Genomic DNA, 13,760 nt, shown 5'->3' with positions numbered 1-13,760 from the left:
GCTGGGCAACGTCGTCCCCCACCGAGGACGGAACGGCTGCGGGACTCGCGGGACCTGAGACGGCAGGCGACGCCTAGCCACTGCGGCGTCGGGTCCGACTCCGCTCGATGGTCAGATCGCCGCGGGTCCGCGCTCGCCGGTGCGGACCCGCACGACCTCGTCCAGCTGGATGACCCAGACTTTCCCGTCGCCCGCCCGGCCGGTGTTCGCCGTCGTGATGAGGATGTCGAGGATGTCCTCGGACTGGTCCTCCGCGGCGAGCACCTCGACCCGCACCTTGGGGAGCAGGTCGACGCTGTACTCAGCGCCTCGGTAGACCTGCGTGTAGCCCCGCTGGCGGCCGTAGCCGTTGGCACGGCTCACCGTGAGGCCCTGGACGCCGTAGGATTCGAGGCCTTCCCTGATCGCGTCGAGCTTCTCCGGCCGGACGATCGCAGTGATGAGTTTCATGCGCCTGCCTTCCCGCCGCTGCCGCTCTGCACGAGCTGTCGCTCGCGGTGTCCGGCCACCAGCTCGTCGTCCTCGAAGTCGAGGGCATCGCCCACCGGGCCACGCTCGCCGAGCGGATGGAAGCCGCCCGCCGAGGACGAACCCGAGTGGTAGGCGGTCTCTGCGTGGATCGCGAGGTCCACTCCGTCCTCCTCGACCTCCTTCGTGACGCGGAAGCCCATGACAGCCTTGATGGCATAGCCCAGCGCAAGCGAGACGAGGAAGGAGTACCCGAGCACCGAGACCGTCCCGAGGGCCTGCTTCCCCAGGAGCTCGAAGCCGCCGCCGTAGAACAGCCCCGCGCCGCCCACCGGCGCGCCCGGGCTCGCGGCGAGGCCGATGAAGAGAGTGCCGACGACGCCACCGACGAGGTGGACGCCGACGACGTCGAGCGAGTCGTCATAGCCGAACCGGTACTTGAGTCCAACCGCGAGAGCGCTGACGGCGCCCGCCACAGCACCGAGCACGATCGACCACAGGGGCGAGAGGGAGGCGCAGGAGGGGGTGATCGCGACGAGGCCCGCGATCGCGCCGGACGCCGCGCCGAACGACGTCGCATGGCCGTCCCGGAGCCTCTCCACCAGGAGCCAGCTCAGGACCGCCGCACACGGCGCCACGAGGGTGTTGATCCACACGTAGCCTGCCGTGCCGTTGGCGGCGAGGGCCGAGCCAGCGTTGAAGCCGAACCAGCCGAACCACAGCAGGCCGCATCCCAGCATGACGAGCGGAAGATTGTGCGGGCGGTGGTTCGGGTCCTTGCCGAACCCGATGCGCTTGCCGAGGACGATCGCCAGCGCGAGGCCCGCCGCGCCGGCGTTGACCTCGACCGCTGTGCCGCCGGCGAAGTCGATGAGGCCGAGGTGGTTGAGCCACCCGCCGATGAAGGTCCCTGCCGCGTTCTTCGAGCCGTCGAAGACCCAGTGCGCGACCGGGAAGTAAACAAGGACGCCCCACAGGGCTGCGAAGACCATCCAGGAGCCGAACTTGGCACGATCCGCGATGGCACCCGAGACGAGCGCCACCGTCACCGTGGCGAAGACCCCCTGGAAGCCGACGAAGACGATCTCCGGGATCGTCCCCACGAGCGGCATGTCCTTCCCGGTCGAGAGAAGCCCGTGGAGCCCGAAGAACTCGAACGGGTTGCCGAACAGGCCGGCGAAGGCGTCGTTGCCGAACGAGATCGAATAGCCGACGACGACCCACAGGACGCCGATCACCGCGAGGGCCCCGAAGCTCATCATCATCATGTTGAGCATCGACTTCACTCGGGTCATGCCGCCGTAGAAGATCGCGAGTCCGGGGGACATGAGCAGGACGAGGGCTGCCGAAACGAGAACCCAGGCGGTGTCGCCAGCATTCATGAGTCGTGGGGCCTTCCAGAGGGGGAACAGTCGTCGGGTCCCTCCCCACCGCTCGAAGCGATGGACGGTGGGACCACTCGGACTAGATTCCCCCCGCGGTGTTTCGGACTTTCACCCTCCGTGTTGCCCGTAAGTTACAAGATTGCCACCGAAGTTAAGAGGCGGTCACGCGCGTGTTTCCACCATGTTTCCTCTGCGTGATTCCGGGCCTCTCGAGACCTGGTCCCCGACGTTCCGCCTCGGCTGTGTAACATCCGGCGCAACGCAGGGCCGGGCGGACAGCGAACGACGGCGGGAGGTTCCCGCCGTCGTCCGCGTGCCTTGTGCCAGCACTCGCTTTCCCGCGGCTCCTTAGATGGCAGCCGCCCCGCGCTCGCCAGTCCGGACCCTGATCGCCTCGTGGACGTCGACCGTCCAGACCTTGCCGTCGCCGGCCCGGCCGGTGTTCGCCGTCGTGATGATGACGTCCAGGATGTCGTCCGTCTGCTCGTCGGTCGCGAGGACCTCGATCCGGACCTTCGGCAGGAGGTCGACGTTGTACTCGGCCCCGCGGTACACCTCGGTGTAGCCGCGCTGCTGGCCGTAGCCGCTGGCCGAGCTCACCGTGAGCCCCTGGACTCCGTAGGACTCGAGGCCCTCCCGAATGGCATCGAGCTTCTCGGGCCGGACGATCGCGGTGATGAGCTTCATGAAGTGACCTTCCGTGCCTTGGTGGATTCGGTGAGCAGGTCATCGGCATTGAACCCGGAGAGTTCTTCCGCCGCGGCCTTCCCGCCGAGGGGATGGAAGCCGTTGCCGCCCGAGGAGGCCGAGGAGTAGGCCGTCTCGGCGTGGATCGCGATGTCGACGCCGGCCTCCTCCGCCTCGGTCGTGACACGGAAGCCCATGGTCTTCTTGATCAGGAAGCCGATCAGGAGCGACACGATGAACGAGTAGCCGAGGACCGTGAAGGCGCCGATCGCCTGCTTGCCGAGGAGTTCGAAGCCGCCGCCGTAGAAGAGGCCCTGACCGGCGGACGGGGCTCCGGGGCTGGCCGCGAGGCCGATGAAGAGGGTGCCGACGATTCCGCCGACCATGTGGACGCCGACCACGTCGAGCGAGTCGTCGTAGCCGAACTTGTACTTGAGGCCGACCGCGAGGGCGCACACCGCGCCGGCGAGAACACCCAGGATGATCGCCCAGAGCGGGGAGATCGCGGCACAGGCCGGCGTGATGGCAACGAGGCCCGCGACCGCGCCGGAGGCGGCACCCAGGGACGTCGCGTGGCCGTCGCGGATCTTCTCCACGATGAGCCAGCCGAGGGTCGCGGCGCACGGGGCGACGAGGGTGTTGATCCAGGTGAAGGCAGCCGTGCCGTTGGCCGCGAGGGCGGAGCCGGAGTTGAAGCCGAACCAGCCGAACCACAGCAGGCCTGCGCCGAGCATCACGAACGGAAGGTTGTGCGGGCGGTGGTTCGGGTCCTTGCCGAAGCCGTTGCGCTTGCCCAGCACGAGGGCGAGCGCAAGACCCGCTGCGCCGGCGTTGATGTGGACCGCCGTGCCGCCGGCGAAGTCGATCACGCCGAGGTGGTTGAGCCAACCGCCGATGAACGTCCCGTTCGCCGTCGTGTTGGCGTCGAACACCCAGTGCGCGACGGGGAAGTAGACGAGGACCGCGAAGAGGGCCGCGAAGACCATCCACGAGCCGAACTTGGCCCGGTCGGCAATGGAGCCTGAGATGAGCGCAACCGTGATGATCGCGAAGACGGCCTGGAAGCCGACGAAGGCGAGCTCGGGGATCGTGCCCTGCAGCGGCATGTCCTTGCCAGTCGACAGGACCCCATGCAGGCCGAACTTGGCGAGGTCGCCGACAACGCCGCCGAAGGCGTCTGTGCCGAACGACATCGAGTAGCCGATCAGCACCCAGAGCACGCCGACAAGGGCGATGGCGCCGAAGCTCATCATCATCATGTTGAGGACGGACTTGGCACGCGTCATGCCTCCGTAGAAGAACGCAAGCCCGGGGGTCATCAGCAGCACGAGCGCTGCCGAGGCGAGTACCCAGGCGGTGTCGCCAGCATTCATGGTGAGTTGCCTTTCGAGGGGGTGGAACGGGGGGCGTCTGGCCCGCCTCCGCCGCTGCCCCGGCGGTTCGAAACGGACCACTGATAAAAGATTGACGCCGCGGTGTTTCATCTGCTCGCGGCCAAAATTGCTCCGCCGTTACAACTTCGTCCTCGGTGTTAATGCAGCGTCACGCGCTCGTTTCCGCTGTGTTTCGTAATCTTGTGGCATGCCCCGACCTGCCTTCCGTGTGCCCCTTCGCGGCGCCCCCCACGGCGAAAGCCCTTCCCGGCCACCCATTCCGAGAGACATCTGGGTGCTCGTCGTCGCGGCATTCGCCATCGCGATCGGCTTCGGCCTCGTTTCTCCCGTGCTTCCGCAGTTCGCGGCCAGCTTCGGAGTCGGCGCGACGGCCGCGTCGATCATCGTCAGCGCGTTCGCGCTGACGCGCCTCGTCCTCGCGCCGAGCGCGGGGGGCCTCGTGAACAGGATCGGCGAGCGCCCTGTGTACGTCATCGGAGTCTTGACCGTCGCAGTCTTCACGGGGGCGTGCGCGTTCGCTGGAAGCTATTGGCAGCTGCTCCTGTTCCGCGGGCTGGCAGGCCTCGGCTCGACGATGTTCACGATCTCCTCGTCGGGTCTCATCGTCCGGCTCGCTCCCCCGGAGGCCCGAGGACGGGTGAGCGGCCTGTACGCGTCGTCGTTCCTGCTCGGCAGCATCGCGGGCCCGCTCGTCGGCGGCCTGCTCGCCGGGTTCGGACTCCGCGTACCGTTCCTCGTCTATGCAGGGACGCTGGTCGTCGCCGCGTCGATCGTCGGCATCCTCCTCGGCCGCGGCCCGGACTCGGTCCCGCGCACCGCGCTGCCCCCGCTCCGTCTCGCCGAGGCCCTCGAGCTTCCGTCCTACCGTGCCGCGCTGGTGTCCAACTTCGCGAACGGGTGGGCTACGCTCGGAATCCGCATGGCCCTGGTCCCGCTGTTCGCCGCGCAGGCGCTTCAGGCCGCGCCTGCCGCGGCGGGGCTCGCGCTAGCACTCTTCGCCCTCGGCACGGCGGCGGCGCTGACGTTCTCCGGCCGCCTCGCCGACACCTGGGGACGGCGTCCCCTCGCCCTTTCGGGCCTCGCGACCGCCGCGGCCGCAACGGGCGTCATGGGGCTGAGCCCCAACGACGCGCTCCTGTTCGTGCTCTCCGCCGTCGCGGGCTTCGGCTCGGGGCTCCTGAGCCCGGCGCTCCAGGCGACGGTGGCTGACACGATCGGCCGGGAGCGCAGCGGGGGCGCCCCGCTCGCCGTCTTCCAAATGGTCTCCGACGTCGGAAGCATCGTCGGTCCGCTGCTCGCAGGCATCCTCGCCGACCGGGTGGGATATGTCTGGGCCTTCGGGGCGTCCGGCTTCTGCCTGCTGGTTGCCATGCCGGTGTGGGCAGGACGACGACGGCAAGCCGCTTAGACGGCCCCGGCAAGGGCCCTTGGGCCGCGCCGGACGCCAGAGGATCCGCTTCCCAGGAGCGGCGGGACTCTCACGCGTGCCGGAAGACGACGACTCCGGCCAGCCATAAGGTCTGTGCACCGGTCGAGAAGGTCGCGTCCGCGGTCGCGGCAGCGGCAACGGGCTGATCCTCGGCGAGGAACTCCATGTCCTGCTCCGGCGAGACGTTGATGCGCGGTGTGAAGCCTGTACCTGCGGCGAGCGTGTCGCCGAATCCCGAATCCGCGTAGAAGCCGACCGCGAGTTCGTTCGCCGAGCCCGCAGCCGCCGTGGCCCCTGAACCGACGCTCGCGGCTTTGGCACCCGTGGTTCCGGTGGCGTGGGCCTGGACGTCCACCGCACCGCTGCCGGCCGCCGTGGAGAGGCCCGAGTACTCGAGCACGCCAAGCCCGACGTCGGCTGGGGACGTGGTCTTGGCCGTCACGGTGAGCGTCGAGCCGCCCCCTCCCGTGATCGGCGCCGTCCACACGCTCATCTCGGTGTGGTCCGAGGCCGTGAAGTGCGTGAGCTCGGTGTAGGTGTTGCCCGCGGAGTCCGTGACGCCGTTCGCTGTGGCGTTCGACGAGCTCCAGACACCCAGCTCGACGACCAGCCTGTCCCCCGCGGTGATCGCGCGCCCGAGTGTCACCGTGGTCTGGGCTGAGTTGCCCGCATGGACCGCGCCCTCCTGGACGAACGCCGGCACGACGGCGGAGGTCGGGGTGACGCTGTTGGAGGGCGCCGACGCGGGCGACGTCCCGACGGAATTGGTGGCGCTGACGGTGAAGGTGTACGCGACACCGTTGGTCAGGCCCGTGATCGTTGCGCCGGTGGGTGCGGGGTTGCCCGTCACGGTGGTCGAGGCCAGGGCCACCCCACCCGTCCACGGCGTCACCGCGTACGACGTGATGGTCGAGCCGCCGTCGTTCGGTGCATTCCAGTTCACGTTGGCGGAGGCGTTGCCAGCCGACGCCGTCACCCCTGTGGGCGCAGCGGGAGCGGCTGGCGGCGGCGCTACGTGCACGGTAGCGGCCACCGAGGGCACTCCGGCTCCGTTGACGATGAAGAGCATGTAGTCCCCGGGAGGCGCATAGGCGCCTGAGGCTGGAGCTTGGACGCTCAGGGAGCCCGACCCTGCTGTGAAGCCGAGGGGGACGAAGTGCTGGTCCATGTCGGCCTGGTGCGTGTCGGCCGCGAAGGAGACGAGGTTGACCGCGCTGATCGACGCGGCATCCGGGGTGCCGATCGCGAAGCTCGCTCCGTACGCGATCGTTCCAGGGGTGGACGAGATGGCAGGCCGGGCGCCCCCGAACAGGTACGACGGAGAATAGACCTGCGCGTTGTACTGCCCAGGGTTGCTGAGGGAGTCTTCGTGGCCCCCGCCCGCGATGAGGACCGTCCCGTCGGGCTGCAGAACGGCCGTCGAGTGGTAGTTGCGCGCCGTCGCGATCTGGCCGATCACGCTCCATGCGCCGGTCGCCGGATCCCAGATCTCGGCGGGCAGGACGCCGCTCGTGACTTGAGTCTGGTCTGAGCTGGGCTCCCCACCCACTGCGAGCACGCGACCGTCCGCGAGGGTGGTGAGGGTGTGGTAGACGCGAGGGTAGTTCATGGGTGCGATGGCCTTCCAGGCCGGAGTGCTGGCCGTGAGGTCGATCGTCGCGGCCCCGGCGGCCGCCGTCGTCGTCGAGATCACGCTCGGGGCGCCGCCGCTGTACAGGATCTGCCCCGGCCGGTACATGACGGACGAGCCGTTCGTGAGCCCGCTCGCCCCGACCGGCGTCCACGTCTGGGCGCCGGCGTCGAGCCAGTAGGAGACGTCCTCGGACGGACCCATCGTGAAGACCTTGCCATTGGGGGCGAGGTAGGAGAACGGGTACTCCTCCTCGTGGACCTGAGCCGTGCTGATCTTCGAGAGCAGGGTCCACGTGTTCGCGGACGGGTCATACACCTCGGGGGTGTCCGCCCACGTCGAGGCGTTGGTCGAGTTGCCGCTGACCGCCAGGTAGCGGCCGTCAGCAAGTTCCACGAGATCGGGGTACCACCTCGGAATGTTCATGCTCGCGAGGCGGCTCCAGGCTTGGGTGCCCGGATCGAAGACGTTGGTGTCGGTCAGCCCCTGGTTGCCCGTCGTCGTGACGCCGTAGCCTCCGGCGACGATGACGCGGCCGTCGGCGAGCTTCGCATTGCCTGAGCAGAAGATGCTCGACGGCGCGGTGATGGTCGTGAACGAGCCGGTCGAAGGATCGTAGAGGGAGGTCGGCTCGGGCGTCTGCCAGCCGTCCCACTGGAGCAGCTTGCCACTGTCCAGGACAACAGAGTGGACGGCGACGATCGGCCAGGTGAGCAGGGCACCCCATTGGCCGTTTGCATACGTACTGGGCACGACGGCGTTCGACGGCGCAGACGCGGGCCCTGTGCCGACGGCGTTCGTCGCGGCCACGGTGAAGGTGTAGGTTGTCCCATTCGTCAGTCCGGACACCTTTGCCGACGTTGGGGGCGGCGATCCCAACACTGTCGTGGCCGGCTGCGCGGCCGTCCCCACGTACGGCGTCACCGTGTACGAGGAGATCTGGGAGCCGCCGTTGGAGGGCGCCGTCCAGGAAACGGTCGCAGAGCCGTCGCCGGGGCTGGCCGCCACGCCGGTGGGCGCGGCGGGAAGGGTCGGCTGGGGCGCTGCCGCGTTCTTGAGGACCACCGTCGCGGCGAGCCACACCGTGTTGGCGCCTGTCGTGAAGCTCGCGTTGGGCGTGGCGCCCGAGCCCACGACGGCGTCCTCGTCCACGAACTCCATGTCGGAGGTCTTCGACACGTTCGTGCGCACGGTGAAGCCCTGTCCCCCGCCGAGCGTGTCCCCGAATCCCGAGTCGGCGTAGGCGCCGAACGCGAGTTCGCCGTCGCCCATGGTCGCGGGCGTGGCTCCAGAGCCGACGGTCCCGCTTGTCGAGGTTGACCCCGACGCCTGGGCGTGGACGTCCATCGCCGAGACCCCGGACGCCGTTGACAGGCCGGCGTACTCGACCACCGAGACGCCCACGTCCGCATTGGACGTCGGCTTCGCGGTCACCGCCGGGCGCGTCCCACCGCCGACCGTGATCGGCGCGCTCCACACACTGAGCTCAGTGTGGTCGGACGCCACGAAGTGCACGAGCTCGGTGTAGGCATTCCCCGCCGAGTCAACCACGCTCGCGGCAGTCGCGGACGAGCTGTTCCAGACCCCGACGGTCACCACGAGCCGATCGGCAGCCGTCACGGCTGATCCGAGGGTCACGGCGAGCGAGGCGACATTTCCTGCGTGGGCCGAGGCCTGCTGGACGAAGCTGGGACTCGTTGCAGCCTGCGCCGGCGGCGTCCCCACGCTGAGCCCGACGGCCGTCAGAAATACGGTGGCGAAGGCGAGGATCCGGGAACGAAGGGCGGGGCGCATGGGTCCTCCCGCAGAGTGGAGACCGCAAAGAAACTCCCAGCCCGATCACCATGCGACCTTGCCCGCGTCCCGTCAAGAGCCGGACAGGGCGAATGGCCTCAGGCCAGGATCGCGTCCACGAAGCCCTCGACGTCGAAGGGGGCGAGGTCGTCGGGCCCCTCGCCGAGGCCCACGAGCTTGACGGGCACGCCGAGCTGCTTCTGGATGGCGACGACGATGCCGCCCTTCGCCGTCCCGTCGAGCTTGGTGAGGACGATGCCGGTGATCCGAACGACCTCAGAGAAGACCTTGGCCTGGTTGAGCCCGTTCTGTCCCGTGGTCGCATCCAGCACGAGGAGCACCTCGTCCACCTCGGCCAGCTTCTCGATGACACGCTTGACCTTGCCGAGCTCGTCCATGAGCCCGACCTTGTTCTGGAGCCGCCCTGCGGTGTCGACCATGACGACGTCGACCTCCTGCTCGATGCCCGCCTTCACGGCCTCGAAGGCAACGGAAGCAGGGTCGGCGCCGTCGACGTCGGACTTCACGGTGGGGACGCCCACGCGCGCGCCCCATGTCGCGAGCTGCTCCGCCGCGGCGGCGCGGAAGGTGTCGGCCGCGCCGAGGAGCACATCCTTGTCCTCGGCGACGAGCACGCGGGCGAGCTTGCCCACGGTCGTCGTCTTGCCGACGCCGTTGACTCCTACGACGAGGACGACGGCGGGCTTGCCGCCCTTGCGGTCGACGTTGAGGGAGCGGTCGAGCGTCGGATCGACGAGCTTCACGAGCTCGTCGCGGAGCATAGCGCGCACCTCGTCCGGGTTGCGGCTGCCCATGACCTTGACGCGGCCCTTGAGCGTCTCGACGAGTTCGAGGCTCGGCTCCGTGCCGATGTCGGCGAGGAGGAGCGTCTCCTCGACCTCGTCCCACACGGTGTCGTCGATGCGGTCGCTCGAGAGCAGCGCAAGGAGGCCCTTCCCCAGCACGTTGTTGCTCCTGGCGAGCCGCTCGCGCAGCCGCTGGAGGCGTCCCGCCACCGGCGCAGGCGTCTCGGTCGGGACCTCCTCGACCGTCGGCTGCTCGAAGACTTCAGGAACCTCAACCGTCTCGTCGGGCTCGAGGACCGGGGTGGGAGGCTCGTCGACCGCGGTCGGCGCCCCCGTGCGGTCGCCTGCGACGTTGGGCTGGTTGGGCGCGAGGACCGGATCGTTCGCGTCCCTCGCCCCCGGGTAGCGCACCTTCGATCGGCGGCCGCGCACAAGCCCGATGACGGACCCGGCGACGACGAACAGCACGATCACGGCAATGATGAAAGGCAGGAGTGCGGAGAGGTCTGTCACGAGACCTAGCTTCTCACAGGCGCTTCGGCCCCCGCCCTCCGCGAGTCCGCTCCGTCCGTCACACCCGCTCGAGCTTCTGGCTCACGACGGTCGAGACCCCGTCGCCGCGCATCGACACCCCGTACAGCGCGTCGGCGACTTCCATCGTGCGCTTCTGGTGGGTGATGACGATGAGCTGGCTGGATTCGCGGAGCTCCTCGAAGATCGTGATGAGCCGGCCGAGATTCGTATCGTCGAGGGCGGCTTCGACCTCGTCCATGACATAGAACGGCGAGGGCCGCGCCTTGAAGATCGCGACGAGAAGCGCGACCGCGGTCAGCGAGCGTTCTCCGCCCGAGAGCAGGGAGAGGCGCTTGATCTTCTTGCCCGCGGGACGCGCCTCGACCTCGATGCCGGTCGTGAGCATGTCGTCCGGGTCCGTGAGGACCAGGCGGCCCTCGCCTCCCGGGAACAGTCGGCCGAAGACCCGCTCGAACTGGGCGGCCGTGTCGGCGTAGGCCTCGGCGAACACGCGCTGCACGCGTTCGTCGACGTCCTTGATGATCGCGAGCAGGTCCCGCCGGCTCGACTTGAGATCCTCCAGTTGCTCGTTGAGGAAGCGATGCCGCTCCTCGAGTGCCGCGAACTCCTCGAGCGCGAGCGGGTTGACCTTGCCGAGGGCAGCGAGGTCCCGTTCGGCCTTCTTGAGCCGCTTCTCCTGCTCCCCACGCACGAACGGCGCCCCGTCCAGCGGCCGTCCCTCGTCGTCGACCTCGACGCGGAGGGAGGCCCACTTGTCGGCGCCGTCGTCCGGGACGGGGATCGGGAGGTGCGGCCCGAACTCGTCGACGAGCTGCTGGGCCGAGAGCCCGAGCTCCTCGATCGCGCGATCCTGCAGGGCCTCGAGCCGAAGGCCGAGCTCAGCGCGAGCCAGTTCGTCACGGTGGGCGGCGTCGCTCAATTCGGCGAGCTCCTTGGTCAGCACCTCGGTTGAGGCGCGCAGGGCCGAGAGCCGCTCGTCGAGAGCCTGCCGCCGCTCCTCCGCGGCGTCGCGCTCCTCCGCGGCCTCCTCCACGGCGCGGTCCATCGCGGCGACGCCGGCCAGCGCAGCGCGGGCGACGGCCTCGGCACGCGCTGCCTTGCGCGCCCGGTCCTCGGCACGCCTCCGCGCCTCGGCGGCCGCCTTGCGCTCGGCCGCGGCCGCGCGCTCGAGCGACTCGGCCCTTGCCTCGACCGCGCGGTGCTGTTCCTCCACCGTGCGCAGCGCGAGGCGGGCCTCGAGCTCGGCGGCCCGGGCAGCCGTCGCCTGCTGCGCGAGCCTGTCACGCTCGGCGGCTGAAGGTTCGTCGTCGTCCTCGGCCGCCTCGGCCTCCTCGGCGGCCTCGAGCCGCTCAGCAGCAAGGGCCAGTGCCTCCTGCTCCGTCTCGAGCTGCGACTGGGCGGCGGCCAGCGAGGCCCGGAACCGCTCGTCCTCGGCAGTAGCCCCCCGAAGCTGTGCGCCGAGGGCCGCGAGCCGCTCGGCGACCGCCGCGAATTTGGCGTCCGAATCGTGGAGGGCCGCGAGGGCGGCATTCGCGTGTTCCCGCGCCTCGCGCACGCGCTCGCGCGCCCCGGCGAGCTCGAAGCCAACGCGCTCGTGCTCGGCGACGGTGACCGCGAGCTGCGCCTCCGCCTCCTCGACTTGGGCCTGCAGCTCGATGGTGGACGGCGCCCCCGCCGAGCCGCCGCGCATCGCCCCGGCGGTGAGCACGTCCCCCTGCGCCGTCACCACCGTCAGCTCTGGATGCGCGGTGAGGAGCGGCAGCGCGCCGTCGGCGTCCTCCACGGCGACCGCCCCGGAAAGGAGACGCTCGACGGCGCCCCGCACGCGAGGGTCGGCCGACACGACGCTCTCGAGCCAGCGCGCCCCCTTCGGGAGGTCAGGCCGATCGGCAAGGCCCGAGGGCGTCGCCGCACCGCCCACGAGCAGGGCGGCCTGACCGCCGTCGTCGTCTCTCAGGCGCGTCAGCGCGCGGAGGGAGGACTCGGCGTCCTCCATCGCGAGGCCCTCGGCGACGTTTCCCAGGGCGGCCGCGACCGCCGCCTCGAATCCTGGCTCGACCTTGACCAGTGAGGGCACCGTGCCGAGGACGCCGTCCCCCGAGGCAAGGACCGCGGCGCTTCCGTCCCGCCCGCGGAGCCCGGCGCGGAGGGCATCGAGCCGCGCCTCGAGCGAGCGGCGGCCCGTCTCCGCGGCTCGTCGGCGCTCCTCGAGCGACGCGAGCTTCTCCTCGGCGGCCTCCTGCAGGGCAGCGGCCTCCTCGTAGTCCGCGTCGAGCCCCTCTTCGCCCTCCTCCACGCCCGCGACCTGCGTCTCGAGCGCCGTGAATTCGATCTCCGCGTTCCGCCGGCGCTCAGCGGCCGAGGCCAGCGATGCCTGCAGGCGTCCGATCTCCCCCTCGGCTGCCTCGACCCGGCTTCTCGCGGCACCCACCGCCCCTGCAAGGCGGGCCAGGCCTTCGCGGCGATCCGCCGAGGCGCGCAGGCGCGCGGTGTGCCGGCGGTCTTCCGCCGCGGCTTCCTCCTCCGCCCCGACGCGCGCCTCGGACGCCTCCTCGAGGGCCTCGGAGCGGACGTCGATCGCCTCGGCCAGCACCGCGAGCTCCTCGCGGGCCTCCTCGGCCTGCCGGTCGAGCCGCTCAGGGTCGCGCCCTGAAGGGAGGGCCTCCGAGGTGCCGAGGAGGCGGCGTCGTTCTTCGGCCACGCTCGCGAGCGAGCGGAGCCGCTCGCGGCCGGCGGAGAGTCGGTACCAGAGATCGCGGGCGGCGTTGAGCCTGGGGGTTGCAAGGGCCGCGGCACGCTCGGCCTCGGCCTGCTCTCGGCGCGCGGCCTCGAGCTCGCGCTCGACCTCGGCCCGGCGCGCCGTGAGCGCGGATTGGTCGGCGCGGTCCTGCTCGAGCGTGTCCCGCAGCCGGACGACGTCGTCGGCCAGCAGGCGCGCCTTGGCGTCGCGGACGTCGGCCTGGATGGTCTGGGCGCGCCGCGCGACCTGCGCTTGGCGACCGAGCGGCCCGAGCTGCCGCCGGATCTCCCCCGTGAGGTCGGCGAGCCGCTGGAGATTGCCCTGCATCGCGTCGAGCTTGCGGACGGTCCGTTCCTTGCGCCGCCGGTGCTTGAGGATCCCGGCGGCTTCCTCGATGAAGCCGCGCCGGTCCTCCGGCGTCGCATGGAGGATCCGGTCGAGCTGTCCCTGCCCCACGATGACGTGCATCTCACGCCCCAGCCCCGAATCGCTCAGGAGCTCCTGGATGTCGAGCAGGCGGCACGACTCGCCGTTGATCGCGTATTCCGAGCCGCCCGTGCGGAAGAGGGTGCGCGAGATGGTGACCTCGCTGTACTCGATCGGGAGGGCCCCGTCCGCGTTGTCGATCGTGAGGGAGACCTGCGCTCGTCCGAGAGGCGGCCGCCCCGCGGTTCCCGCGAAGATGACGTCCTCCATCTTGCCGCCGCGAAGAGTCTTCGCGCCCTGCTCTCCCATCACCCACGCGAGCGCGTCGACGACGTTCGACTTGCCCGAGCCGTTGGGACCGACGACGGCGGTCACGCCAGGCTCGAACTCGAACGTCGTGGCCGAGGCGAAGGACTTGAAGCCTCGGATGGTCAGGGTCTTGAGGTGCAAGGGACCCGTTTTCTCCT

The 13,760-nt window shown here is 70.1% G+C and carries 8 protein-coding genes; 1 reads left to right on the top strand and 7 read right to left on the bottom strand.

All coding sequences use genetic code 11. The features are described from left to right. Positions 1-111: 111 nt before the first annotated feature. From V7053_RS03570 to V7053_RS03555, 4 genes are all read right to left on the bottom strand, one after another. The gene (locus tag V7053_RS03570) at positions 112-450 is read right to left on the bottom strand and encodes a P-II family nitrogen regulator (RefSeq protein WP_334170893.1); all 339 of its coding nucleotides are present in this window, start codon (positions 448-450) and stop codon (positions 112-114) included. Next, entirely contained in the window at positions 447-1,850 is a 1,404-nt protein-coding gene (locus V7053_RS03565; RefSeq protein WP_334170892.1) for an ammonium transporter, read from the bottom strand. Before V7053_RS03565 ends, V7053_RS03570 begins: the two co-directional genes overlap by 4 nt. 351 nt (positions 1,851-2,201) lie before the next feature. After that, positions 2,202-2,540 (bottom strand): P-II family nitrogen regulator, encoded by a 339-nt coding sequence (locus V7053_RS03560; protein WP_334170891.1) that lies wholly within the window; start codon positions 2,538-2,540, stop codon positions 2,202-2,204. Next, entirely contained in the window at positions 2,537-3,913 is a 1,377-nt protein-coding gene (locus tag V7053_RS03555) for an ammonium transporter (RefSeq protein ID WP_334170890.1), read from the bottom strand. Before V7053_RS03555 ends, V7053_RS03560 begins: the two co-directional genes overlap by 4 nt. Before the next feature lie 208 nt (positions 3,914-4,121). Between V7053_RS03555 and V7053_RS03550 the strand changes: the two genes are divergently transcribed. Then, positions 4,122-5,342: an MFS transporter gene (locus V7053_RS03550; protein WP_334170889.1), complete on the top strand. Its 1,221-nt coding sequence runs from the start codon at positions 4,122-4,124 to the stop codon at positions 5,340-5,342. 70 nt (positions 5,343-5,412) lie between these two features. Here the strand turns inward: V7053_RS03550 and V7053_RS03545 are convergent, their stop codons facing one another. From V7053_RS03545 to smc, 3 genes are all read right to left on the bottom strand, one after another. Next, positions 5,413-8,787, bottom strand: coding sequence for a fibronectin type III domain-containing protein (locus V7053_RS03545; protein ID WP_334170888.1), 3,375 nt, complete (start codon positions 8,785-8,787; stop codon positions 5,413-5,415). Between the two features lie 98 nt (positions 8,788-8,885). Next, entirely contained in the window at positions 8,886-10,106 is a 1,221-nt protein-coding gene (gene ftsY, locus V7053_RS03540; protein ID WP_334170887.1) for a signal recognition particle-docking protein FtsY, read from the bottom strand. Between the two features lie 58 nt (positions 10,107-10,164). Continuing rightward, entirely contained in the window at positions 10,165-13,743 is a 3,579-nt protein-coding gene (gene smc / locus V7053_RS03535; protein ID WP_334170886.1) for a chromosome segregation protein SMC, read from the bottom strand. Between the last annotated feature and the right edge of the window lie 17 nt (positions 13,744-13,760).

It is taken from the genome of Sinomonas sp. (assembly GCF_036848755.1).
Taxonomy (GTDB): Bacteria; Actinomycetota; Actinomycetes; order Actinomycetales; family Micrococcaceae; genus Sinomonas.
Note: the sequence above shows the minus strand (reverse complement) of the source record. Positions and strands in the feature narration are given on the sequence as shown.

What these genes read in the sequence shown, in the direction of transcription:
- V7053_RS03550 (WP_334170889.1), top strand. Translation starts at nt 4,122, where the DNA reads ATGCCCCGACCTGCCTTCCGTGTGCCCCTTCGCGGCGCCCCCCACGGC.
- V7053_RS03545 (WP_334170888.1), bottom strand. Translation starts at nt 8,787, where the DNA reads ATGCGCCCCGCCCTTCGTTCCCGGATCCTCGCCTTCGCCACCGTATTT.
- V7053_RS03570 (WP_334170893.1), bottom strand. Translation starts at nt 450, where the DNA reads ATGAAACTCATCACTGCGATCGTCCGGCCGGAGAAGCTCGACGCGATC.
- V7053_RS03565 (WP_334170892.1), bottom strand. Translation starts at nt 1,850, where the DNA reads ATGAATGCTGGCGACACCGCCTGGGTTCTCGTTTCGGCAGCCCTCGTC.
- V7053_RS03560 (WP_334170891.1), bottom strand. Translation starts at nt 2,540, where the DNA reads ATGAAGCTCATCACCGCGATCGTCCGGCCCGAGAAGCTCGATGCCATT.
- V7053_RS03555 (WP_334170890.1), bottom strand. Translation starts at nt 3,913, where the DNA reads ATGAATGCTGGCGACACCGCCTGGGTACTCGCCTCGGCAGCGCTCGTG.